This is a genomic window from Mycoplasmopsis bovirhinis, assembly GCF_900660515.1.
In the GTDB taxonomy this organism is placed as follows: domain Bacteria; phylum Bacillota_I; class Bacilli_A; order Mycoplasmatales; family Metamycoplasmataceae; genus Mycoplasmopsis; species Mycoplasmopsis bovirhinis.
This window is the reverse complement of sequence record NZ_LR214972.1, coordinates 98,273-122,475: the sequence shown is the minus strand read 5'-3', so window position 1 is coordinate 122,475 and position 24,203 is coordinate 98,273. Positions and strand designations below refer to the sequence as shown.

18 protein-coding genes and 1 tRNA gene are annotated in these 24,203 nt (G+C 27.7%); 13 read left to right on the top strand and 6 right to left on the bottom strand.

What is annotated here, in order from left to right; translation table 4 throughout:
• Nucleotides 1-36 precede the first annotated feature (36 nt).
• Nucleotides 37-1,299 carry a hypothetical protein gene (locus EXC44_RS00420; RefSeq protein WP_129620930.1) on the bottom strand — a complete coding sequence of 421 codons (1,263 nt, stop codon included), beginning with the start codon at nt 1,297-1,299 and terminating at the stop codon, nt 37-39.
• Nucleotides 1,292-1,672, bottom strand: a complete 381-nt coding sequence (locus tag EXC44_RS00415) for an RNA-binding protein (protein WP_129620929.1) — start codon at nt 1,670-1,672, stop codon at nt 1,292-1,294. Before EXC44_RS00415 ends, EXC44_RS00420 begins: the two co-directional genes overlap by 8 nt.
• A 122-nt stretch (nt 1,673-1,794) precedes the next feature.
• Here EXC44_RS00415 and EXC44_RS00410 point away from each other — a divergent pair, with 122 nt between their 5' ends.
• The 3 genes from EXC44_RS00410 to pfkA are packed head-to-tail and all read left to right on the top strand — an operon-like array spanning nt 1,795 to nt 6,093.
• Nucleotides 1,795-4,281 carry a valine--tRNA ligase gene (locus EXC44_RS00410; RefSeq protein ID WP_129620926.1) on the top strand — a complete coding sequence of 829 codons (2,487 nt, stop codon included), beginning with the start codon at nt 1,795-1,797 and terminating at the stop codon, nt 4,279-4,281.
• Nucleotides 4,269-5,102 carry a bifunctional 5,10-methylenetetrahydrofolate dehydrogenase/5,10-methenyltetrahydrofolate cyclohydrolase gene (locus EXC44_RS00405; protein ID WP_129620924.1) on the top strand — a complete coding sequence of 278 codons (834 nt, stop codon included), beginning with the start codon at nt 4,269-4,271 and terminating at the stop codon, nt 5,100-5,102. Before EXC44_RS00410 ends, EXC44_RS00405 begins: the two co-directional genes overlap by 13 nt.
• A gap of 13 nt (nt 5,103-5,115) precedes the next feature.
• A complete protein-coding gene (gene pfkA, locus EXC44_RS00400; protein WP_129620922.1) occupies nt 5,116-6,093 on the top strand; it encodes a 6-phosphofructokinase in 978 nt (325 codons plus the stop codon).
• 403 nt (nt 6,094-6,496) lie between these two features.
• Here pfkA and EXC44_RS00395 read toward each other — a convergent pair.
• Both EXC44_RS00395 and asnS read right to left on the bottom strand, forming a co-directional pair.
• Nucleotides 6,497-6,587, bottom strand: a tRNA-Ser gene (locus EXC44_RS00395).
• A 439-nt stretch (nt 6,588-7,026) separates the two neighbouring features.
• Complete coding sequence (asnS, locus tag EXC44_RS00390; RefSeq protein WP_129621888.1) at nt 7,027-8,382, bottom strand: asparagine--tRNA ligase; 1,356 nt, start codon at nt 8,380-8,382, stop codon at nt 7,027-7,029.
• Nucleotides 8,383-8,516: 134 nt separating this feature from the next.
• Here asnS and prfA point away from each other — a divergent pair, with 134 nt between their 5' ends.
• From prfA to EXC44_RS00375, 3 genes are all read left to right on the top strand, one after another.
• On the top strand, nt 8,517-9,596 hold the full coding sequence (gene prfA / locus EXC44_RS00385) for a peptide chain release factor 1 (RefSeq protein ID WP_129620920.1): 1,080 nt from the start codon (nt 8,517-8,519) through the stop codon (nt 9,594-9,596).
• The gene (prmC, locus tag EXC44_RS00380; protein ID WP_129620918.1) at nt 9,596-10,309 is read left to right on the top strand and encodes a peptide chain release factor N(5)-glutamine methyltransferase; all 714 of its coding nucleotides are present in this window, start codon (nt 9,596-9,598) and stop codon (nt 10,307-10,309) included. Before prfA ends, prmC begins: the two co-directional genes overlap by 1 nt.
• A gap of 97 nt (nt 10,310-10,406) precedes the next feature.
• The gene (locus EXC44_RS00375) at nt 10,407-12,839 is read left to right on the top strand and encodes a putative immunoglobulin-blocking virulence protein (protein WP_129620916.1); all 2,433 of its coding nucleotides are present in this window, start codon (nt 10,407-10,409) and stop codon (nt 12,837-12,839) included.
• An 86-nt stretch (nt 12,840-12,925) separates the two neighbouring features.
• On the opposite strand, the gene EXC44_RS00370 is transcribed toward EXC44_RS00375, so the two are convergent.
• Both EXC44_RS00370 and EXC44_RS00365 read right to left on the bottom strand, forming a co-directional pair.
• Nucleotides 12,926-14,785, bottom strand: a complete 1,860-nt coding sequence (locus EXC44_RS00370; protein WP_129620914.1) for a restriction endonuclease subunit S — start codon at nt 14,783-14,785, stop codon at nt 12,926-12,928.
• A 762-nt stretch (nt 14,786-15,547) separates the two neighbouring features.
• Entirely contained in the window at nt 15,548-17,389 is a 1,842-nt protein-coding gene (locus EXC44_RS00365; protein ID WP_129620912.1) for a hypothetical protein, read from the bottom strand.
• A gap of 276 nt (nt 17,390-17,665) precedes the next feature.
• Here EXC44_RS00365 and trmB point away from each other — a divergent pair, with 276 nt between their 5' ends.
• From trmB to rsmH, 7 genes are all read left to right on the top strand, one after another.
• Nucleotides 17,666-18,298, top strand: a complete 633-nt coding sequence (trmB, locus tag EXC44_RS00360; RefSeq protein WP_129620910.1) for a tRNA (guanosine(46)-N7)-methyltransferase TrmB — start codon at nt 17,666-17,668, stop codon at nt 18,296-18,298.
• Nucleotides 18,285-19,379: a M20/M25/M40 family metallo-hydrolase gene (locus EXC44_RS00355; RefSeq protein WP_129620908.1), complete on the top strand. Its 1,095-nt coding sequence runs from the start codon at nt 18,285-18,287 to the stop codon at nt 19,377-19,379. The genes trmB and EXC44_RS00355 overlap by 14 nt, the downstream gene beginning before the upstream one ends.
• A 30-nt stretch (nt 19,380-19,409) precedes the next feature.
• The gene (locus EXC44_RS00350; RefSeq protein WP_099309386.1) at nt 19,410-19,652 is read left to right on the top strand and encodes a YneF family protein; all 243 of its coding nucleotides are present in this window, start codon (nt 19,410-19,412) and stop codon (nt 19,650-19,652) included.
• Between the two features lie 65 nt (nt 19,653-19,717).
• A complete protein-coding gene (locus EXC44_RS00345) occupies nt 19,718-21,580 on the top strand; it encodes a TrkH family potassium uptake protein (protein WP_129620906.1) in 1,863 nt (620 codons plus the stop codon).
• A gap of 6 nt (nt 21,581-21,586) precedes the next feature.
• On the top strand, nt 21,587-22,258 hold the full coding sequence (locus tag EXC44_RS00340; RefSeq protein WP_120161235.1) for a potassium channel family protein: 672 nt from the start codon (nt 21,587-21,589) through the stop codon (nt 22,256-22,258).
• 111 nt (nt 22,259-22,369) lie between these two features.
• A complete protein-coding gene (locus tag EXC44_RS00335; protein ID WP_129620904.1) occupies nt 22,370-22,816 on the top strand; it encodes a division/cell wall cluster transcriptional repressor MraZ in 447 nt (148 codons plus the stop codon).
• Entirely contained in the window at nt 22,809-23,711 is a 903-nt protein-coding gene (gene rsmH / locus EXC44_RS00330) for a 16S rRNA (cytosine(1402)-N(4))-methyltransferase RsmH (RefSeq protein WP_129620902.1), read from the top strand. The genes EXC44_RS00335 and rsmH overlap by 8 nt, the downstream gene beginning before the upstream one ends.
• Nucleotides 23,712-24,203: the final 492 nt, after the last annotated feature.

Here is a 24,203-nt window from a genome sequence, read left to right as displayed (position 1 = left end):
TATTGATTATAACAGATTTATATATAAAATATGATTTTATTTTGTATAAAATGGATTTAGTTTATTAATAATACCATAAAAGATTTTAGCTCAATAAATTATTGAGATAAATTCTCCAAAAGTTTCTTCATTTTGCTTGGCAAAATTAATTTCTAAGTTTGTTACAAAACTATTATAAGAAATTAAATAATCATTAAAAACTTGGTAACTAAGATTTTTTAAACTATGAATTGTGCTATAGTCAATACCAGTTAATAAGTCATTGTATTGCACGTCAGTAGTAGGCTGGAAATCAAAATTGTTTTGGTTAATAGTTAAGTAAATTATTGCTTTAGGAATTTTACTAGTTAAAAGCATTTGTCCTATTTTTGAAATATCACTTGGAAAATTAGCGCTATCGCAAAATACATTATTTTCTGATAATAAATTATTTAATAAACTAGGTATAGAAGTTGCTAAAAAATTTAAGTTCTTATCATAAGAAACAAATAAATTTAGTTGATTTAAATTTTTATGTTGTTCTTCAAATTGCAATGTTGAAAAAAACCAAGCAAGTTTTAAACTTAAATTTAAGGATAAATCATATTCAAAAATATGATATTGGTTTTTTGCATATCCTTCAACAAGTTTTTTAATATTTATTCCTTGAGTTGCTAATAAAATTAAACTTATTTCAGTATAAAATAAAAAAGTTTCATTTAAACTGGATGAAATAATATGAATATTTTTATTGGGAATTTTATGATTTTCTAAATAGTTTAATCATTGACGTTTTCCGATAAAAAAGATTAATTTATCAATTAAAAAAAAACTTGAACGTTCACTAAATTTTGCCATAATCATATTAACAATATCACTGTTTTTTTGTGGGGATAATTCATAAAAACCATCAGTAAAAGCAATTGCAATATTGTTATTTTCATCTTCGCTAAAATACTTATCTAATTTTTGTTTTATAACATAAAGTTGCTTTTGACCATCCACAAAATGAAGTTTAATTCTTTTGTGATTTGAATAATTATTTTTACCTAAAATAAAATTAATGCAACTTTTAATTAAGTTTGTTGTCATGCTTGAAGCAAAAACAATTAAATGTTTTATACCGTTTGAATAAATGTTATTGCAAAACTTGATAATTGCATCAATTCCATTAATTGAATAATTAATTGCAATATCATCAAAATTCAAATATTCAGAACCTAGGAAATTTAAAGATTTTACCCTTTCAATGATTTCTTTATTTTTTTCTAAATAAACCTCATTTTGTAAATCAAAACCTTTAATAGTTATTTTACTCATTATCTTTTAGTCTCTTTTGGTTTTTAAGTTTATTAAAAACTTTTTGGGTATGGTTGTATAAGTTTTTAAATCCATTAGGTGTTTCTTGCAATTTTGAATAAATTCGACTTTTTAATTCGTTAGGGTGATTTTTTTTAAAACTACCATAACAAATTTGTTGTTTTATTTTGTTTAATTTACATTCTAAAGCAATGAAATTAATCATTTCTCCAACTTCAAATAAACTATATATATTCTTATTTGGATAATCTGAAATTTCATTTCTTAAAATGGTAAATTGTTGGTTTTCCTTAGTTTGTGCAATAATGTATTTTTGGGTTACCTTGCTTACTTTTGCGACTACTACATCACCATATTTATATTTTGAATTCATATTTACATTATACCTGAAAAATTTAGTTTTTATGCTTAGTTTTATACTTCTTAAATTTAGCTTATTTGGTATAATACAATTATTATATTTAATATAAATAAATTGTCATGAAAGGAGATCAAATGGAGAAAAATTACAACCACTTAGAAGTAGAGAAAGACTTGGAGCAAAAATGACGAAATAAAAAGTATTTTATGACTCATGAAGAAAGTAAGAAACCTTTTACTATCTTATTGCCACCTCCTAATGTAACAGGCAAATTGCATTTAGGACATGCATTAGATGTTTATATTCCAGATACAATTATTAGGTATAAAAAACTTAAAGGTTATGATGTAATGTGAATTCCAGGTATGGATCATGCTGGAATAGCCACTCAGTCAAAAGTTGAAGATGTTATATATAATCAAACTGGGAAAACTCGCCATGATTTAGGACGTGAGCAATTTTTAAAGCAAATTTGATCATGAAAAGAAGAATATGCTTCATTATTTCGAAAACAATGAGCAAGAGTTGGTCTTGCTCTTGATTATCAAAATGAGCGTTTTACTTTAGATAAAGAAGCTAGTGAAGCTGTTCAAAAAGTTTTTATTGATTTATATAACAAAGGCTATATTTACCGTGGTGTTAAAGCTGTAAGTTGAGATATTAAATTGCAAACTGCAATTTCCAATATCGAAGTTATTAATGAGCCTACTAAACAAATTATGTACTACATTAAATACAAAGTAAAAGAAACTAATGAAGATTTAATTGTAGCTACAGTTCGCCCAGAAACTTTACTTAGTGACGTCGCTATTGTTTATAATTCTAAAGATAAAAAATACCAAAAGTATCAAAACTTGCATGTTATTCACCCATTAACTAAAAAAGTTTTACCAGTTATTGCGGATGAATATGTTGATCCAGATTTTGGAACTGGTCTTATGAAACTTTCTGCTCATGCTGAAGCTGATATTGAAATTATTCAAAAATTAGGTTTAGAAATTATTGAATCAATTGATAAAAATGGAATTATCAATTATCCTAACTCACAATTTAATGGACTAGATCGCTCCCAAGCTAGAAGTGCAATTGCAAAATATTTAGAAGAAAATAATTTTATCTTAAAACAAGAAGAAGTTATTTCTAATGTCTGTATTTCAGAACGTAGCAAAAGTGTTGTTGAAATTTTAGTTTTACCACAATGATTTGTTAAAATGGATCAATTAAAAGATCACATTATTAATAACATGAAATCTAAAGACCAAGTTAAATTTTATCCAAAGAGACTAAAAGATACTATGAAGCAATGAATGTCAAAAATTCATGATTGAAATATTTCGCGCCAAATTTGATGGGGTCACCGAATTCCAGCTTGGTATAAAGATAATCAAATTAAAGTTCAAATTGATACTCCTGGGGAAGGATGAAACCAAGATGACGATGTGCTTGATACGTGATTTTCATCAGGTATAGCTCCTTTTACTTTTATGGGATGACCAAATGAAACTAAAATGCTTGAAAGATATTATCCTACTAGTTTATTAGTAACTGGTTATGATATTATCTTCTTTTGAGTTGCAAGGATGTATTTCCTTGGTCTTGAATTTATCAAACAAAAACCATTTAAAGAACTTTTATTTCATGGTTTAATTCGTGATGAAAAAGGTCAAAAAATGTCTAAATCTTTAAATAATGGAGTTGACCCTATGGATTTAATTGAAAAATATGGTTCAGATTCATTAAGATGATTTTTACTAACTAATACAACACCCGGTTTAGATATTAGATTTTCAACTCAAAAAATTGAAAGCGCATGGCGCTTAAATAATAAGCTTTGAAACATTGCAAATTATATAAATTTATTACCAAATCAAGGATCAAAAACAAAAAACGCTTATGATTATTGAATTTTAGATAAACTAAGCAACTTAAACAAAAAAATTACTAAGTTAATGAAAAAATATGAATTTGCAATTATAGGTTCTGAGATTTATAAATTTATTTTTAATTATTTTAGTAGCTGGTACATTGAGTTTTTAAAAACTACTCAAAATAAAGTTGTTGCTTTAGAAATATTACGTAAAACTTTAATTATTTTACATCCGTTTTTACCATTTATTACTGACAGAATTTATACTAATCTTTATCAAAGTGAATTATTAGAGCAAAAAATGCCAATGCTTCGTTCTTATCAAGCTTTTGCAGAAATTGATGAAGTTATTGAAACAGTAACAGCTATTCGTAAATACCGCGAAGAGATGAAAATTTCTAAAAAAGAAGTTATTGAGTATCAATATTCAAAGCAAATCAAAGCTAAATGAATTGAAATTATTAATCGCATGGCTAATGCTAAAGTAACTCAAAACAAAGATTTATTAATTGCAATTAATAACCATAATTTATTTATCAAACAATCTCAAGAACTAAAAGAAAAAAATAAACAAGAACTTTTAGATAAAATTAAACACATAGAATTTGAAATAGAAAGAGCACAAAAGATTTTAGCAAATGATAGATTTGTGCAATCAGCACCATCTGATAAAGTCGCAGCTGAACGCTTAAAATTAGAAAAGTATACTAACGATCTTAAAAAATATCAAGAGGAGCTAAAATGAAAATATTAAGCGGTAAAGAATTAGCTAAAATTGAAACTGAGAAAATCAAACAAGAACTTGCCAATTTAAATTACATCCGTAAGCCAATTTTATCAATTGTACAAGTTGGGGATAACGAAGCTTCTAATAAATATATTAAGGCTAAACTGAAAAAATGTGAAGAAGTTGGAGTCGAAGGAAGATTATATAAATTTGATGAAAAAATAACTCAAAACTCATTACTTAAAAAATTAGATTCAATTAACATAGAATCTGATGGTGTAATAGTACAATTACCCCTACCTAAACATATTCCAACCCAAGTTATCTTAGATTCAATTCCCTTTGAAAAAGATGTTGATGGACTTTCAACTCGTAATGAATTTAGACTTTATAATAAAAAATTCCAAAAAGCATTTATTCCAGCAACGGCTAGGGCCGTATTAGAATTAATGGACTATTACCAAATTAACTATACTAAAGATGTTAAAGTTTGTGTAGTGGGACGTTCACACGTAGTTGGTAAACCTTTAGCTCATTTAATAAAAAAATACGGTGCAGATGTAGCGACCTTTAACGAAAATACCGGTGTTAAAGGTGTTGAATCTGGTGATATTGTTATTGTAGCTATAGGTGTAGCTAACTATATTAAAGCTGAAAACATTAAAGAAGGCGCAATTGTTATTGATATAGGAATTAACTTAGATGATAAATTAACAGAAAAATTACACGGTGATGTTGATTTTGAATCAGTTAAAGACAAAGTTTCAGCCATTACTCCAGTTCCTGGCGGAGTTGGCCCAATGACAGTTGTTTGTTTACTTAAAAACTTAATTGATGCAATTAAATAATGGAGGAAAATAAATGAAAAAAATTGCAATTTTAACTTCTGGTGGTGATGCACCAGGAATGAATAATGCCGTTAGAGCAATTGCTAAACATGCTAAAGCCAATAACTTAGAGGCATATTTAGTTTATGAAGGATATAAAGGTTTATATAATAATCAAATTATACCAGCTGATAGTGTTGATTTAGATGCTTACATCAACCATGGAGGAACTTTTATTTATTCGGCAAGGTTCCCAGAATTTAAAGAAGCTAGTGTGCGCGAAGTAGCGATTAATAATTTAAAAAAATTAGGTATTGAAGCATTAGTTGTAATTGGTGGTGATGGTAGTTATAAAGGAGCGCAATTATTACACGAAGCAGGAGTTAAAACAATTGGACTTCCTGGTACAATTGATAATGATATTGCTGCTACTGACTATACTATTGGTTATGATACAGCGTTAAATACTATTGTTGATGCAATTGATAAAATTCGAGATACAGCTAAAAGCCACCAACGTATTATGATTGTAGAGGTAATGGGGAATGGGTGTGGTGATTTAGCACTTTATTCAGGTTTAGCTACTGGTGCAGAAATTATTGCTACGAATCAATATAAATTACCTGAAGATCAAATTGCTGCTACAGCCTTAGAACTAACTAAACAACCAGGCAGAAGAAGTATTATTATCGTAGTTTCTGAAAAATGTTATGATATTAAAAAACTAGAAAAACAAGTGCAAGAAACTACTGGTTGAGACACTCGCTCGAACCCATTAAATCACATCCAAAGAGGTGGAACACCAAGTGCCCAAGAAAGAATATTAGCTTCATTACTTGGCCAAAAAGCTGTTGATTTTCTTTTGGAAGGTAAATCTGGTATTTCAGTTGGAATTATTAAAAATGATATTGTTGGTATTCCAATTTTAGAAGCTTTATCAATGGTTAATGAATCAAAGAATAAATTTGTCCAAAAAGCAATTAAATTTAACAAACTAAATCAATCAAAATAATATGAAAAACCTATCTCATTGAGATAGGTTTTATTTATAATATATAAAAAAATGAAAATTTTAAACTATACAAATGATTGTGGAGAAATTTAGTTGGTTTTGAAAGTTTTTACAATGAGAAAAATCATAAAAAAGGATATTGATTAATAAATAAAGGAAAAATAAAAATGAATTTTGAATTATTTTATATAAAGTTATGAAGAGAATATATTCCTCTATTCCTATATATATAGGAATAAGAAAATAAAATTTAATAATTAAATAAATTACACTTTTCAAAATTTCCAACTAAATTTAAATTATTATTATTATTTATATTATAAAGGCAATAAACTTATTGAAAAAATTAAACTAAAGCATTACCTTATCTAAATATAGCAAGATAATGCAACTTATTAAAAAATGGCGGAACAGAGAGGATTTGAACCTCCGCGGGAGTTGCCTCCCCTACAGTCTTAGCAGGACCGCCTCTTCAGCCTCTTGAGTACTGTTCCATTTATATGTATATATTATAACACTATTCTTAAAATATGGAAATAAATCTTAAAATATTTTTTGTTAAATTTATATTATTATGTAATGCATCTTGCTTTTAACTTTGGCAATATGTAAGCAATGATAGTGATGATATAGGTAAAATACTTTAAATTTTCAATTTTAAATATTTTATAACTTATAAAGCTAAATAAATTGTTTAACTAATAGCTTAATTTTTAACATAATATATGTTAATTAATACTAATTTGTTTATTTTTTATTATTTATAGTTAAAACTTTAATTTCTTTAAGACATAACTTATTTACTTTGGATTTTTTATAGCTTAAAAGATGTTAATATCCTTGACTTAACATATACTATGTAGTAATGTATCTTTTCAAATTATTTTAAATTTGCATAAATGAAAGAAAAAAATGACAAAATAATTTGTCATTTTACATACGAATATTTCCAGTTGTTCTTGGGTATGGAATAGCATCACGAATATTTTCAGTTCCTGTAACATACATAACTAATCTTTCAAATCCAACTCCAAAACCTGATGACATTATATGACCAAAACGTCTGAGATCTAAATACCATTGTAAATCAGCTTGATCGATATTTAATTCTTTAACTCTAGTTAGAATTTTTTGGTAGTCACATTCTCTTTGACTTCCACCAATTAATTCTCCAATCCCAGGAACTAAGAGGTCAAAAGCAGCAACTGATTTACCATCATCATTTTGCTTCATGTAAAAAGCTTTAAAATCTTTAGGGAAGTTTATAACAGCTATTGGGCTGCTATAAACTTTTTCAGTTAAATATTTTTCATGTTCAGTAGCTAAATCTAAACCATAGTGAATATCTTGGTTTTCAAAGATATCTTTTACTTTTGCTAAATCATCAATTGCTTGGGTGTAATCAACGATCTTAATAGGTGAATTAATAAAACTTTTTAACCTTTCTATTAATCCCTGATTAACTAAATTTAAATATTCAAATTCACTTTTATGTTTAGCTAAAGTGTTTCTAATTATAACTTTAAGCATATCATCTGCTAAACTAATAGTTTTAGTTAGATCATAAAAAGCCATTTCAGGTTCAATCATTCAAAATTCAGCTAAATGTTTTTTGGTATTTGATCTCTCAGCACGAAAAGTTGGACCAAAAGTATAAATTTTTTGCATCCCTAATGCATAACTTTCGCCATGCAATTGGCCAGTAACCCCTAAAGTAGCTTTTTTATTTTTTCCAAAAAATGGCTCTGAATTAGAACTATCAGAAACATTGAATGTTTCTCCAGCTCCCTCACCATCATTACTTGTAATAATTGGACTATTTAAGTAATGAAATTCTTGGTTCATGAAGTATTTATGTACTTCATGAGCTAAAGTTGATCTAATGAGCATTATTGCTCTTAAAATAGTTGTTCTATGGCGTAAATGAGGCAAGTCCCTTAAAGTTTCAAGTTTAATTTCTTGGTTTTGAATTGGATAATCTTCTGCAACATTTTTATAAGCTACAAGCTCACTAGCTACTAATTCAATTGGTTGGGGCGAATTAGGAGTTGCTCGCAAGATTCCTTTGATAATTACTGCTGCTCCTGGACGTAGCGAATCTAATAATTCAAAATCAAAATTTGAACCTTTAAAAACAACTTGGAGATTTTGGATTGTTGAACCATCATTAATTTCTAAAAACCTAATTTTTTTATTTCCACGGTTTGAAGCAATTCATCCTTTAACTTCAACATCACTTCAATTATCGTAAAAAACAGGTTTTAACAAAAATGCTTTAATTGAGTCAATCATTTTTCCTCCTAAATATTATTTATCTTTTTAATAATATTAATTATAAATGTTTTTTTACTTTTTGGAATTTTTAATTCACATTTATTAATTAATCAGATAAATATTAATAATTATGGTAAAATTACAATACTATGGAATTGACAATGTATAATTCATTACACCAAATTAAAGATAAATATGAAAAACTCAAGGCTGAGTTATTAAATCCTGATATTTTTAATGATATTAAAAAATATAATAAGCTTAGTAAAGAAGTTAATTCAATTAATGATATTGTCCAAACTTTTAGCAACTATTTAAATGCTGAAAATAATTTAAATGCTGCTAAAGAACTTTTGTCCTTAGAAAAAGACCAAGAACTAATTGAATTAGCAAAACTGGAAATTCAAGAAAATGAATCTATTTTGAAAAAATTAGCTGCTGAACTAAAAATCCTAATTTTACCAAAAGATGAAAATGATGAAAAAGACGTTATTGTTGAAATTAGAGGAGCAGCTGGTGGAGATGAAGCAAATATTTTTGCTGGTGATTTATATAAAATGTATTCAAAATGAGCAGCGCAAAACAATATGAAAATTGCAATTTTAGAATCAACTAGCACAGAATCAGGTGGTTTTACCTTAATTACTTTTTCAATTAAAGGAGAAAAACCATATTCAAAATTAAAATTTGAATCTGGTGTGCACCGTGTGCAAAGAGTACCAGTTACCGAAACAAAAGGAAGAATTCATACTTCTACAGCAACAGTGACAGTTATGCCTGAAATTGATGAAGAGATAGATATTGAAGTTAAAGCAGATGAAATTAGAATTGATGTTTTTCGTTCGAGTGGTAATGGAGGTCAATCTGTTAATACTACTGATTCAGCGGTAAGAATTACCCACTTTCCTTCTGGCATCGTTGTAAGTTGCCAAGAAGGAAAGAGTCAAATTCAAAATAAAGATATTGCCTTGCGGATTTTAAAATCTAAATTATATGATTTAGAATTACAAAAAAAGCAAGCCCAAGAATCAGGTTATCGTAAGTTAGCGGGCTCAGGTGCAAGGAGTGAAAAAATTCGCACCTATAATTATCCACAAGATCGAGTTACTGACCATCGTATTGGCTATTCAACTTCTTTAACTTCAATTATGGCTGGTAAACTTAATGCAATTATTGAAGCATTATTAACAGAAGAACAAAACTTAAAATTACAGGATTCAAATCTTTAATGCCTAGTATTAAAGATTTATTATTGGAAAAAAGAAGATATGGTTTAGAGCAAACTATATCTTCTTTTGAAAGGGAATTATTAAAGCAAGGAATGCCAGTTCAAAAAATTATTGGTTACATTGAAATGGCTAATGTTAAAATTGATCTTTCACAAAAGGTATTAATTCCACGATATGAAACAGAGGAATTAATTTTAAAAGTTTTAAAAGATAATCAAATAAATAAGAGTTTAAATGTTTTAGATTTATGTTCTGGTTCAGGTTTTATAGGCCTAGCTTTAAAAAAAGCTATGCCTTTATGAACTTTAACCTTAGCTGATATTTCTTTTGAAGCAATTAAGCAAGCTAAAATTAATGCAAGGCAAAATAATTTAGATGTAAATATTACTCAAAGTAATTTATTTGAAAACCTATCGAATCAAAAATTTGATTTGATTATTTCAAACCCGCCTTATTTATCAACTAATGAAAAACTTGATAAATCCGTTTTAGATTTTGAACCACATGAAGCACTTTTTGCACAGGATCAAGGATTGATGTTTTATAAAGAAATTATTAAAAAAGCAAAAGATTATTTAAATCCTAATGGTTTAATTTATTTTGAAATTAATCCATTACATTATGATTGATGACTTAATTTAACAAAAAACTACAAAATAGAAATACTTAAAGATATCAGTCAAAGACCTAGAATTGTTAAATTTAAGTATTAAAATTCATTCAATATATTTATATATATATAACTGTATTTTTATGGTATAATATAAATATAATTTTGATTAATAAAATAAAATTTTAGTAAAGGATACAATGAAACTTAGAAGAAAACATAAAATTGCTATTTTAGCTATCGGCACAGGACTAACTGCCACAGGTCTATTTACAACGATACAAAGTCTGCAACTTAGTGCTGAAAATAGACACAAATATAACGTTAATTCAACCTTAAAAACATTTTTGGATAATGATGAATCCGATCCTAAAAATTCAATTGTTAATACTTATGACGCAAATTTAGAACGTAAACCACAAGACCCTGAACCAACACCACCGCAAAAAGAAATTGAAAAACCAGTTCCAATTGTAACAGAACCGCCTAAGATTATTGAGCCTGCACCTGAACCAGTTCAACCAGATCCAATTAAGCCAGAACCTGAACCAGTTCCTGTTCCTGCACCTGTACCACCAGTTGTTGATCCAGCTCCTGTTCCACCAGATGTTGTTCCTGAACCTGAACCGGTACCAATTAAACCAGATCCAGAACCATATCAAAGAGTTCAACGTCGTGAACGTAGGGAAATTAATCAAGGAGGAATTAAATATCTTGCTGATATTGATGTTTTAAATCCTCCTAGAGATGAATCATATGATATTCAAAAAGGTTTAGCCAACCGTGTTCCATATCAAAATGAATTTGAAGAAGTTACTGGTATTACAGGAGCTTTGACAGAAGAAAACATACGTTTAAGTGGAGTTATAGCTGCAAAAGGTGCTAAAAAGAATGATTATATTTTCCAAACAAAAGGTGTGGGATATTATGATTTATTTCATAACGAAACTCAAGATATTGAAAATTTAAATAACTATCTTGATAAAGATGGTGGAGCTCCTGAGCAATTAGGTAATTTATATGCTAGATATGAAAGATTATTAAATAATCCAGAATTATTAAAAACATACGTTGATGAAACTGCTTTAAAAAATTGAGATAGATGGTGAAATGATACTAAGATTGTTGAGTGAACACCATATAGATCAAACCAAAAAGTTAGAGTTCCATATGGAAAATTACTTATCTTAATGCATATTGATCATAATAAAATTAAAAAAGTTAGCGCTGAAGTGCAAAGACAACTTTCAAAAGGATATGTTATCCCAGACGAATATACTCAAACTTGAGTTAACGAAAAAGGAGAATGAGAATCTTATACTTTTAGTCCTCCAGTTAACAACGTTCAAAGACGTTATACTGAAGATAACAAATATAAAAAGGTTTTAGGAAATAATTCACAATGACCAACAAGAAATTCAGATGATATAAGACGTGGTAAATATGCTAACTGAACAGATACTAACTTAAATCAAGAATTTATTAATCGCGGTTATGGTGATTTAATTAAAGGTTATGGAATTACTATTACTAAATATACCCGTAATGAAGCAATTGAAAATGTTAGCCGTACTGAAGCAACGGTTGTTGAAATCGATGTTGAGCAACCAAATGCATATAAAAATGCTCAAGAATTAATTGAACGTTTACAAAGAGATAAGATCGAAATTACTGGTTATCGGATTAAAAATATTGGTAGAGTTGGTGCCGACCAAAATATGGATAAAATTTTTGCAGCACTTCCAAACAAATTGCCATTATTAGAATTATTCTTTGCTTCTAAAAATACTAGTGCAATTAGATTTATTAAAGACAAAGAAATAGATGAATTAGCAATGTATACAGATCAAAAACTTAATGGTAATGCAAATGATTGAGCTATTAACCCTTGAGCTTTAAATAAAGTTGCTTGAGTTAATATGAACGATTATAACGTTAACTGAGCTTACTTAAATTCTGATGAACGAATTTATACCAGAATTACTTTTGACAACTTATCATTTGATGAAGAAGATGTCAAAGGATCTAATAGTAAATTTGATTTAACTAAAGTTAATGATGGTCTTAGAATGGCTTATTGAACTAGAAATAACGAAAGAATTTTCCAAGGTGGTTGAGGAGGTGGTAATAAACCTGATTCTGGACGTGATGGTAATTCATATCCATTAGGAGTTGATTTTTCTAACGCTCCAAGTATTAAAACTTTAGCCGGAATGGTCTTTCGTGATATTTTAGGTAAAAATAGCTCTGTAAGAAGACTAAAACGTATTAAACTATACAACAATTCAGATACTTGAGAAGTATCAGCGGCTGAGATGAATATTGCTCAATTTAGTGACATTTTAATTACTGAAGGTCCACAAACCCCAGATGATCGTTCTAAGATTTTCTTTAGTAACGGTAAAACTACAAAGAAAATTAAATTCTTTGCTCTTTCTCCAGGAACCGGAGAAAGTCTTAATGCTAAAGGAATTAGCAACTTGCGTACTTTAATTTCTTGAAGTGACAATACTTTTAATTCTAATACTGAAATTATCGTTCAAACAGGTGAAACTAAGATCCTAGAAACTTTAAAAAGTGCAGGATTCAATGCACGTTTTGAAACTGAAGATGATCTTTACCAAGTAATTTAATATTTTAAACATAAACCTAGAGATTTGCTCTAGGTTTATTATATGAATCTTAAAATTAAAACATGTAATTTAATTGAATGTTTTTTCTATTTATTAAAATTTAAAAGTTTATTTCGATAATATTCATATTGTTTTTGCCGAAGGTTTATTTCAGCTGGTAAACCTTGAGTTAGGTTGTTTGTGTAGTTTGAGAAATTGTCTAAGATCGCAACTATTTGGTTTTGGAGTGATAGAGGTGGGATAGGGATAAGTATTTCTAAGATATCAGGCATATAAGGATGTTGAATGCCTGCACCTCTGTAATATGATGCTATTAGATCTAATTTATTATTTAAAACATAAAATAAATATTTTATGTTTAGTTCATTATTATCTTTAGCAATAGCAATAACATTTCCTCCAGTAATAAATTTACCTTTATAATATTGCACTAATGCATTACCACCAGTAGGAAGGTAAATAACTTCTCCTTGATCAACATATTTGTCAACTTTTGCTTCGTTAGCAAATATGTTAGTTTTATTCGTAGTTAAAATTTTGATTGTTCCATCTTGAGAAGTTAAATCTTTAAGTTCTTTAGCACTAAAGTATTTTTTATATTTAATGATTTTTTCTTGTTTACTTGGATCAACTTCTTGAAACTTTTTGTTTCATGTTGTTATTTCTCATAAATGTTTGGTTTGGATTTTATACCCATAACTAACTAAATCCAAACCAAAGACATATTCAAGTAATTTATTTAATCCAGAATTATCGTCTCTCTCTCTCTCTCTCATAATATCATCTATATTAAATGATAATAAGAGATTGCGATAATATTCATATTGTTTTTGTCTTAATTGTATTTCAGAAGGCAGGCCAATTTTGAGATCTTTACATATCTTTTCAAAATTGTCTAAAACTTCCGCAATTCTGTCTTGTACTGGAAGGGGTGGGATGGGTAAACTGAATTCTTGTAAAATTGGAAGTGTAATATATGATATTACTCCATTTAGTGATTTTTGGCTAATATAATCCTTAAAGGAATTATTTATGTAATGCAATAAAAATTTAGGATTTACTTCAATAAAATTATGTAAAACATAAGTCCTTTGATATGCATTAAATTTACCATTATAATAATTTGTATGTCCTATATTACCATTACCAGAAAGCAAGATTGCCTCAGTATCAAAAGCATATTCATTAATAGAATATGGTTTTGCATGACAAGTAAAAAATGGATATATTCCTCCATCAACTGCATCTTTAGCATTCAATTTACCAGTTGTTATTGAACATAATTCTTTTAGTGGTTTATACTCAACCTTAACTTTTGAATCATCAAAAGATAAAAGTTTATCCCTATAATATTCATATTGCTTAATTCTGTCCTTAAGCTCTGTTGTAAGCTCTGTTGTAAGCTCTGTTGTAAGCTCTGTTGTAAGCTCTGTTGTAAGCTCTGTTGTAAGCTCTGTTGTAAGCTCTGTTGTAAGCTCTGTGAAATTGTCAAGAATTTTGACAATTTCGTCTTGGATCGCGCGGGGTGGGAGTGGGACATCAAGGTTATGTACAGTATCAACTGATAAGGCTGGTATAGTTCCAAAAACTGATTCAATTAATTCTGATTCTTTATTCTTTACAACATAATATAAATATTTTGAATCAATATTATCTTTTAAATCAGTTATTACTCAACAAGCATCAATTGCTCAAAACTTTTGAGTTTCTCATCTTACAAGTCCTGCAGTACCATAACGAGCAATTGATGTAGTATTTTCATTGTAATTATAGTCATTCCAATATCCTATTGGTTTAAAACCCCCACTCATTACTGGATACCCATGCTTTAGCAACTGACTCTTAGTAAGTCTTCTACCACTTTTGCACTTTGCAACCTCACTTAGTTTTTTGTACTCAACACCACCAGGACATAACTCATTAATAAGCTTTTCTATTTTATTCATTAATCCTCCTATAACCTATAATATATATTTTTATATATTATAGCAATATTTTATATATTTATTATAATAGTAAATATATAAAATAGCATACTCATATATCGTTTTAAATACTTATTTAAACTTAATTATAAAATAAATAGTTATTTGTTTAATTCAAATATAACATCCTTTATAAAAAGAGGCTAGAAATATAATTGTAAAATGGTACTTTTTTTCTAATTTTTAACCCTTTTTTTCAAAGTATCATTTTATATTAAGGAAATTCGATTCTGAAAGTATTTTGATTGCAATCGAATAAAATTGGAATTACATCATTGAATGAACTTGGCAACATCGCTTTTGTGTCAGTATTTGTGCCAAATTATGTATAATATTTGTTCAAATTGAGTTCATCTAATTTTTAGTTCAAGCAATCAACATGAGCTTGAAAATTCTAACTTATTTTCTTGTTTTAAATTCATTGTAAAACGTAAAAATCAGTATTTAAAAATAATGTTATTATCTTAAATATTATTTCCCATCTTATCATTTATTTGGAAGTATTTTTAATTAAGAATAATTACTTAAAACAATATCATTTAATACAACGAGATTAATATAAATCTATATCAAATTATTTTGAAAACTAGAAAATTGGTATAAAAGAGTTTTGCTAAACATTATTTATAATTTTAAATATTTATATCTTAAAAAATAGAAAGATAAAACTCCTCAAGTAATATGAGGAGTTTTTAATATAGATTTATAAAATAAATAACTTTATTATTCATTCATTTCAACAGTATTATCTTTAATAGTAAATTTATAATTTTTAGTTAGTAAATTATGATTTGGCTTATTGATATCTCAAAGTTTAACTATAGTAAATCTACCATTTTCTCATGGTAAGAAAGGATATATCTCAAATTTTACTTTTCCATCTGATTCATCACTTAGTTTACGAGTTTTTCAATGACTACCATATCCATTGGTCGTATCTTCTAAATAACCATTATTTGCATTATTCATTATTTCATATTTAAAATCTTTACTTTTAATTTGTTCATACACTTCTTTTGTGGAGATTAATTCTAATTTTATGTATCTATTGTTTTGAGTATCTTTAACAACTTTTAGTGATTCTATTTTTAATTCTTGTTGTTGATTTGTTTGTTGTATATCACTAGATGGATTTGATGAAGTTTGCTCTTTGTTATTACTTGTTGAATTATCTGGACTAGTAGTTGTTTGAGTTTGAGAGGAATCACTTGTCTTGCTTGATGAACCAGATTCAGTATTAGCATCACTTTGAGTATTTTCCTTGTTTTGAGTTACTTGTGTATTTCCATCAGTATTTCCTCCTGATGTTCCTCCATTATTTTGGGTATTGTTTGCATCAGGATTTTGAGTTTCAGTACTTTTGTTCTCTTCTTCTTTTGGTTGCTCTGTTGAAGGAGTAGTTGTAGTTCCTGGCTGACTTGAGCTACCTTGTTGGTTTGTGCTGTCATTTGAAGGAGTAGGTTCTTTAGGAACCTGAGTTTCTTGATTATTTTGCGTATCTTGAGAAGGCATTGCAGTCTTAGCAGTAGGAATAGTTAATGAATCATAGTATTCTTTATTATCATATTTATAGGTGATTTTTAACACTCTAGTTTCAGTATTAAATTCTGCTATAAATCTTTTTTTATTGTTATTTACTGCTGTTCCTTCAAGTTTTGCTACTTCAAAAGTTTCTTTTAGTTTTAAAAGAGCTGTCTCAGGTTTACCACCTGATCCTTGGATTGAAAGGTATACTTGTTGGTTTGTTTCATTAGTAGGACCATAAATTTGCATTTGTTTTAATCTTTGGTCATTCTTTTGTGCATCTTTTGCTAAATATTCTTTTAATAATTTATCAAATCTAGCTCCTAAGTCATCAGCTTCACTAAATTCAAATAAATTTAATGTCACAGGATTTGCTGGATCACCACCAAATTGATCAGTACCACCAAAGTTAGGTCCTGTGTTTCTTTGTGGTTGCTCAGCTTTACCAGTTCCTTGATTATTTTGAGCTTGCTCTTTTAGATCAGCAATTTTTGCAACTAGTTGATTTAATAATGTTTTTTCACTAGTTAATTTATCTTTAACATTTTGTTCAAGATTATTAAATGCATTTAAAGCATTATTAACATTAGTTTCATCCTCTAATGCAAGAGTATCTACTGTTTTAGCTAAAACAGTAGCATGAGTATTTTTAAAATTATTAGCTGCTGTTTCAGTTTGATCAGGAGCAGGTGCTGGAGCTGGTTTGTTTTGTGCTTGTTTAAGCTCCAAAATCTTAGCATTTAAATTATCTAATAAGGTTTTTTGGCTTGTTAAATTATTTTTAACAGCTTGCTGTAATGAGTTATAGGCATTTAAAGCAGCTGTAACCTTAGCTTCATCAGGTAAAGTTATATTACTTATAGTTTTATTTAAAACTTCGGAGTGAGTTGTTTTAAAACTATTTGCAGCTGTAACATTAGGATCAGGTTGAGGCGTAGGCTCAGGATCTTTTGGTTTTTGCTGTGAAGTACAACTTACAGCCCCTAAGGTTGTAATTGTTAAAATATTTGTTGTTATAAGTGTAAATTTACGTAATTTCATTATTTTTACCTCCATAATGAATTGTTGTATATATTTATGTAATTAAATTTAAAATAAATAAATTTATGTTTTCATACTAATTATATATATATATATATATTAGAAGTAAAAAGTTATGAAACTTGTAGTATTAAGAATTATATTTAAATTAATTTTTTTATAAAGATATATTTATTAAAAATAAGTTATATTTAATTAAACCTATACAAGGTTATCAAATATCACTTTAACAATTAATTTAATAAAATACTAAAAATTATTTATAATATATTAATTATGAGATTACGTTTTGATAAAACAGCACAAACTAAACTTGAAGAATCAAATTTTTATTTACGAAACTTTCCAATTCAAGTTTTTCAAACTGATGTAATAGAAATAGGAGCAGGAAAAGGAGAAATGATAGCTCAGCTTGCTTTAAATAATCCTAAAGTTCGATATTTTGCCTTAGAGAAATATCAAACTGTAGCTAATAAAATTCTAAGTAAAATAAAACAATATAATTTAATGAATTTATATATAATTACTAAAGATGCTAAAGAAATACCTGAAATATTTCAAGGACAAGTAAAACAAATCTGACTAACTTTTTCTGATCCATGACCTAAAAATGCACATGAAAAGCGTCGCCTTACTTATAAAACTTATTTAGATTTATATAAAAATTTATTATCAAAAGATGGCGAAATCTGGTTTAAAACTGATAATGATAAATTATTCAATTATTCAATTGAATCTTTAAAAGCTAATAATTGAATAATTTGTGCGAAAACAACTGATTTGCATCATTCTAAATATAATGAAAATAATTATCAAACAGATTATGAAATTAAGTGAGCAAATCAAAATAAAAATATTAATTTCTTAATAGCTAAATATAATTTAAAGGAAGAAAATGGCTCAAAATAACTTTAAAGAAAAATTAACAAAATATTTATCAATTAATGCGATGTCTCGTTATGAAGAGCCAATCGTTTATGAACTAAAACAAAATATTTCTCCAGTTTATCAAGTTTTACGTGATAAACTGGGCTCAGTAATTTTTTATAAGCCTTCTAAATATCATAATGCACCTAAAGTTATGATTGCTGCACACATGGATGAAGTTGGTTATATTGTAAGATCTATTTCTAAGACAGGACAATTATTACTTTCACCAATAGGAGGAATTTGAGCTTCAACAGTAATTGGAACTAAAGCAATTTTAAAAGCTTCAAGTGGCAAAACTTTTAATGGAGTTTTTGGACATACAAGTATTCACATTATGCAAAGTGAAAAAATCGTTAAAGCTTTAACTAATGATGAATTATATGCTGATTTTGGATTTAAAGATGATAAAGAAGCAATTGACCAAGGAGTAGAAATAGGTGATCCAGTTTTTTTATCTGGTGAAACAATTTATTTTGCTAACGAAGATCTAATTGGTGGAAAGGCAATGGATAATAGAGCTGGTGTTGCAATTTTAGAACTAATTGCTAATGAGTTGTCTAATGTTGATCTTAAAGTAGATTTATATTTAGTTGGAACAGTTCAAGAAGAAGTAGGCACTAGAGGAGCAAGAAGTTCAGTATCATTAGTAAAACCAGATATTGCTATTTCTTTAGACACTACTTCAACTCATGATACAATTGGAACAATCCCTGGTACCACTGCTTTATTTAAAGGAGCCGCTATAAGAGTTAAAGATGGTGGAACATTAATGGACCCAAAACTCATTGATATTTTTATGAATATTGCACAAAAATATCAAATTAAAGCTTATAAATTTGTGGCCGCAGGTGGCGGCACTGATGCTAAAGAATTACAATATTCGCCCAATGGTGGAGCAGCTACTTTAACTTTATCACTTGCTCAAAGATACTTACATAGTCCTATTGGAGTATGCGCAATTAGCGATTTATTAGCTACTAGTAAATTAATTATTAAATTCTTAGAAGATTTTGAAGAAGAATCTTATAATATCTTAGATATAAATAAAAATATAGTATAATTTATTAATATTATATATTTGGAGGACAATATGGTTGAAATGTCAACTGGACTATTTATTTTAATGATTATCCTTGTCGTTATCGGAGCAATTGTAGCTGCTGGATTAATCACATTTTTTCTAACAAAACGTTTTTTTGAAAAACAATTACGTGAAAACCCACCAGTTAACGAAAAGATGCTTCGTGTGATGTTTAATCAAATGGGTAGAAAAGCAAGCGAAACTCAAATTCGTCAAATCATGCGTTCAATGCAAAATGCCAAAGATAATTAATTTACATTACATAAATTCATTATGTCAAAATAATGTTTTTTTATTCCTATAAAGGTTAATTTAAAATGCTAAATCCACAATTAAAAGCTAAATTAAAGTATAATCCACTTTTTAAAATAATTAATAATTTATATTATAGATGAACAAAATTATCTAAGTTAAAATATTTATTATTTACTTATTTATTTATCATTATTGTTTCTAGTTTATTTTTATGAAGTCCAATTACCCAGGTTAACCCAGATGAAGATTGATATAGGCCAAAAAATTATTTAAATGCACTTTTTACGGTTTCAAGTGCTTTTAGTAATACTGGCCTTGTTGTTTATGATTCATACTTGCATTGAAATATTCTAGGACAAATTTTTCTGGCTATTTTGATTTTAATGGGCGGTCTTGGAATCTTTGTTTTAAAATTTTATATTTTTAATTTTATTTTTAAACGTAATATTAAAACTATGAATGCTTATAGAATGTTACAGTATGAAAGAAACCATAATGATGTTAATAAAATTGGAAGTTTATTAACTACTTCTGTGACATTTATTTTAGCTGTTTCGTTCGTTTCAGGTTTTGCTTTAAGTTTTTATTTTTATTATGCTGAGCCAATTCATACTTTTGGTATTAAACAAAATTTAGATGGTTATATTAACCCTCAAGGAAATTGATCTTTGGCTTTTAGGTTTGGTTTTTTTCATAGCATCTCAGCAATAAATAATGCTGGTTTTGATTTAATTTCAGGTCGCTCGTTAATGCCATATTACCAAAACTATGCCTTACAACTATGATTTATAGTTTTATTAATTATTGGTGGCCTCGGTTTTCCGGTTTTATATGATTTAAATCGTTATATAAAGCATAAACTTAGAGGAAAAAAACATAAATACAGATTTTTATTATTTACTAAAGTTTCAACTATTAGTTATTTTTTAATCTTTTTAGTTGGTTTTGGCATTTTAATTAGCTTCGAAACGTTATCAATTAATGCTAATACAATTTGGAACAAAGTTTATGTTCCAGATTCATTAAAAAATGATTATAGCAAATGAGTTTTAGTCTTAAATCAATATAGTCAAAACACTAGCGAGCAAGGTCAACTAATTTATCAAGAATTACTATCATTACCAAATTTAGAAGATCAATCAACTTTAACAAGTGATGTAGCTAGAGAATTTTTTAATCTTTTAAATAAAAAACATCTAAATTTAATAAAAGTTTTTGATTCTAGTGGAAATTTAATATCGGCACAAGAAGGTACTTTAAAAGACTTTTTAACTCACGGTCAAATGTATGGTTCAACTTTTGACAAAGTCTTTGCAATAATTTTTACTTCCTTATCAACTCGTAGTGCTGGTTTTGCAACTGTTAATATGCGTGATTTTACTAGAAGTAGTTTTTTTGTATTATTAATTATGATGGTTATAGGAGCTGCCCCTTCTTCAACAGGGGGAGGAATTAGAACTACAACTTTTGCCATTGTTTATTTAACGATTGTTTCAGTTATTTTAAATCGTTCAAAAGTAAGAATTTTTAAACGAAGTATTAACCCAGAAACAGTGTTTATGGCTGGACAAGTCTTTATTATTGGGTTAATTGTATTAGTTACTTCTTCGTTTATTTTATTTACTTCGTTTGATATTTTAGGAGGTCAAATAAATACTGACCAAATTTTATTAAACCGCAACTTTCAATTAGATGCAACTTCATATGAGGCTGAACATATATGGTTTGAAGTGGCTAGTGCTTTTGGAACTGCTGGGCTTTCTACTGGAATAACGAAAGATTTGAATATCATCTCAAAAATTACTTTAATTTTTGTGATGTTCATTGGCCAATTTGGAATTTCTTCTTCACTTTTAGTTTGAAAACGTAAAAAAAGTAATCAAAGACATTATGAATATATAACTACTGATATAGTTATAGGTTAGGAAAATATGAAATTTGGATATTCAGATGATATTGTAGTAATTGGGCTTGGCCGCTTTGGACAAGCTATTGTAGATGAATTATTAAAGTTAAATAAAAAAATCACTTTAATTGATAATAACGAAGAATACTTGCGCCGCTACAAAGATGATATTGAAAATTTAATTGTTGGTGATGCTGCTGATACTAGACTTTTAAAAGCTAACAAAATCAATACTACTGGAACAGTAGTTGTGGCTGTTCCAGATAATATTGAAATAGTGGCTGCTCTTTTGGAATTAGGAACTAAAAACATTATCGCAAGGTCAACTACCCCACGACACGCAAGAGTTTTGCGCCAAATTGGGGTTGAATTAATTGTAAGCCCTGAATATGAAACAGGAAAACGTACTGCTTTAATAGCTGCAAATAGTTCTTTTTTAAGATATTCAGATAACTTACAAGAAATTGGTGATGACTTTGTTATTGGGACAACTGCTATAAAAAATTCAAAATTAAATAATAAATTAGTTAAAGAAGTTGATTTTAATAAGCGTGGAGTAAGTTTAGTTTTAATCAAAACTAAAGGGATAAGCATCCGTCCTACTGGATCAACTCCATTACACCAAAATGATATTGTAACTATCATTGGTGATATTTCTGATGTTAATAGTGCTTTTGAATGATTGCAAGAAGAATAATTTTGAAAAACCTTTATAAAATGAGTTTGTTTAAAAAGCTCATTTTTTTATTGCTTTTTACTTGGAAGTTGTGTTAATAAGTGGTAAAATTATATTGGATGGTGGGAAAAAATGTCAAATATTATTTATGGTACACATTCGCGGAATATGGATGGGAAAAATCGAGTTGTTTTACCACCACATATTAAAGAGTACTTAGGAGCAAATTTTATGATATCAATTGGCTTTGATGGTAATGCTGATCTTCGTACTAAAGAAGAGTTTGCCAAGTATATTTTAATGCTTGAAAATCAAAGTGTCTTTGATAAGAAGGCTCGAATAATAACTAGATCCATTTTAGGAAATAGTTTTGAAGTTACTCTTGATAATATGAATCGCATTAGTTTACCAAAACAAGTGGTTGATAGACTCAACATCCAAAAAGAAATAATTTTTATAGGTGTAGGAACCTTAGTTGAACTTTGGTCTGCTGAATCATATAATAGTTTTGTTAATGAGCATTCTTTAGAAGACATTGCTGCTATAGCACAAGAACTTTCGCAAAAAAATAATAGATAAGTTACATTATTCAGTAATGCTCAAAGAAACTATTGATTCATTAAAGATTAAACCTGATGGAATCTACGTAGATTTAACATTAGGTATGGGTGGTCATTCAGCAGCAATTCTTAAAAAACTCACAACGGGACATTTATATTGTTTTGATAAAGATCAATTTGCATTAAACATAGCAAAAGAACGCTTATCAAAAATTAGTCCGAATTTTAGTTTAATTAAAAGTGATTTCAAAAATATAAAATCAAAATTAAACGAATTAAACGTGAATCATGTTGATGGAATTATAGCTGATTTAGGCTTTTCTTCTCCACAAGTAGACCAAGCTGAACGGGGATTTAGTTACAATAAAGATGCCATTTTAGATATGCGCATGGACCAAGAGCAAGAATTTTCTGCCTTGGAATTAATTAACACTTATTCACAAGATAGTTTATGCCAAATTTTTCGTGATTACGCTGATGTAATGCTTTTTAATAAAGTTGCCAAAGCCATCATTTGCAACCGGCCAATTACAACTACTTTGCAACTAGTGGAAATTATCAAAGACGCATATCCTGCAGCAATTTTAAGACAAAAAAACCCTGCCAAACAAATTTTCCAATCCTTAAGAATTGAAGTAAACAATGAACTCAGTTCATTACAAATTATGCTTAAAGATGCATTAGATTTATTAAAAGAACAAGGTATATTAGCAATAATTACTTTTCATTCAATTGAAGATCGCATTGTTAAGAAATTTATTAAACAAATTACAAATTCTAACATTCCTTATAAAATGCCTGTGCAAGAGGATAAAAAATATCTCACAAAACAAATATTGCCTTCTAATACAGAACTAGAAGAAAATAAAAGATCTAAAAGTGCAAAATTACGAGTGATTAAAAAACTCTTTTAGAAGTTAAACCTTTTTCCCATTATAATTAAAGCTAAATAATTAAATAATAGTTTTAAACTAAAACCGACTATTTGATCACAGTTTGTTTTAGTTTTAAAACTTTATAAAAGTTATTTGATTTAATATTTTTACTAATTATTAGCGCGCATTAATAATTTCTAAATTATTAAAATAATTACTAAAAACAAACTAATTTTAACCTTTTATAAAATTTAATAGTTTTATGATATTTACTTTTTAAACTTGTTTAATAATATTAGCTAAATTAATAAACATAATAAAAATAAATTAATGAAAGTTATTAAATTTATTTGGTTTTATAGTATTAGAAACTTCCTAAAAATAAATATTATTGTTTCCACCTAAATTAATTTAACTTCTAAGTAATTAAAATTTTTCTTAAAGATCAAACTAAAACAAGTGTATTAACCACTTGTTTTTTAACTTAACCTTTATTTTTGTTTTTTTATTTTTAGTGTATGATAATATATA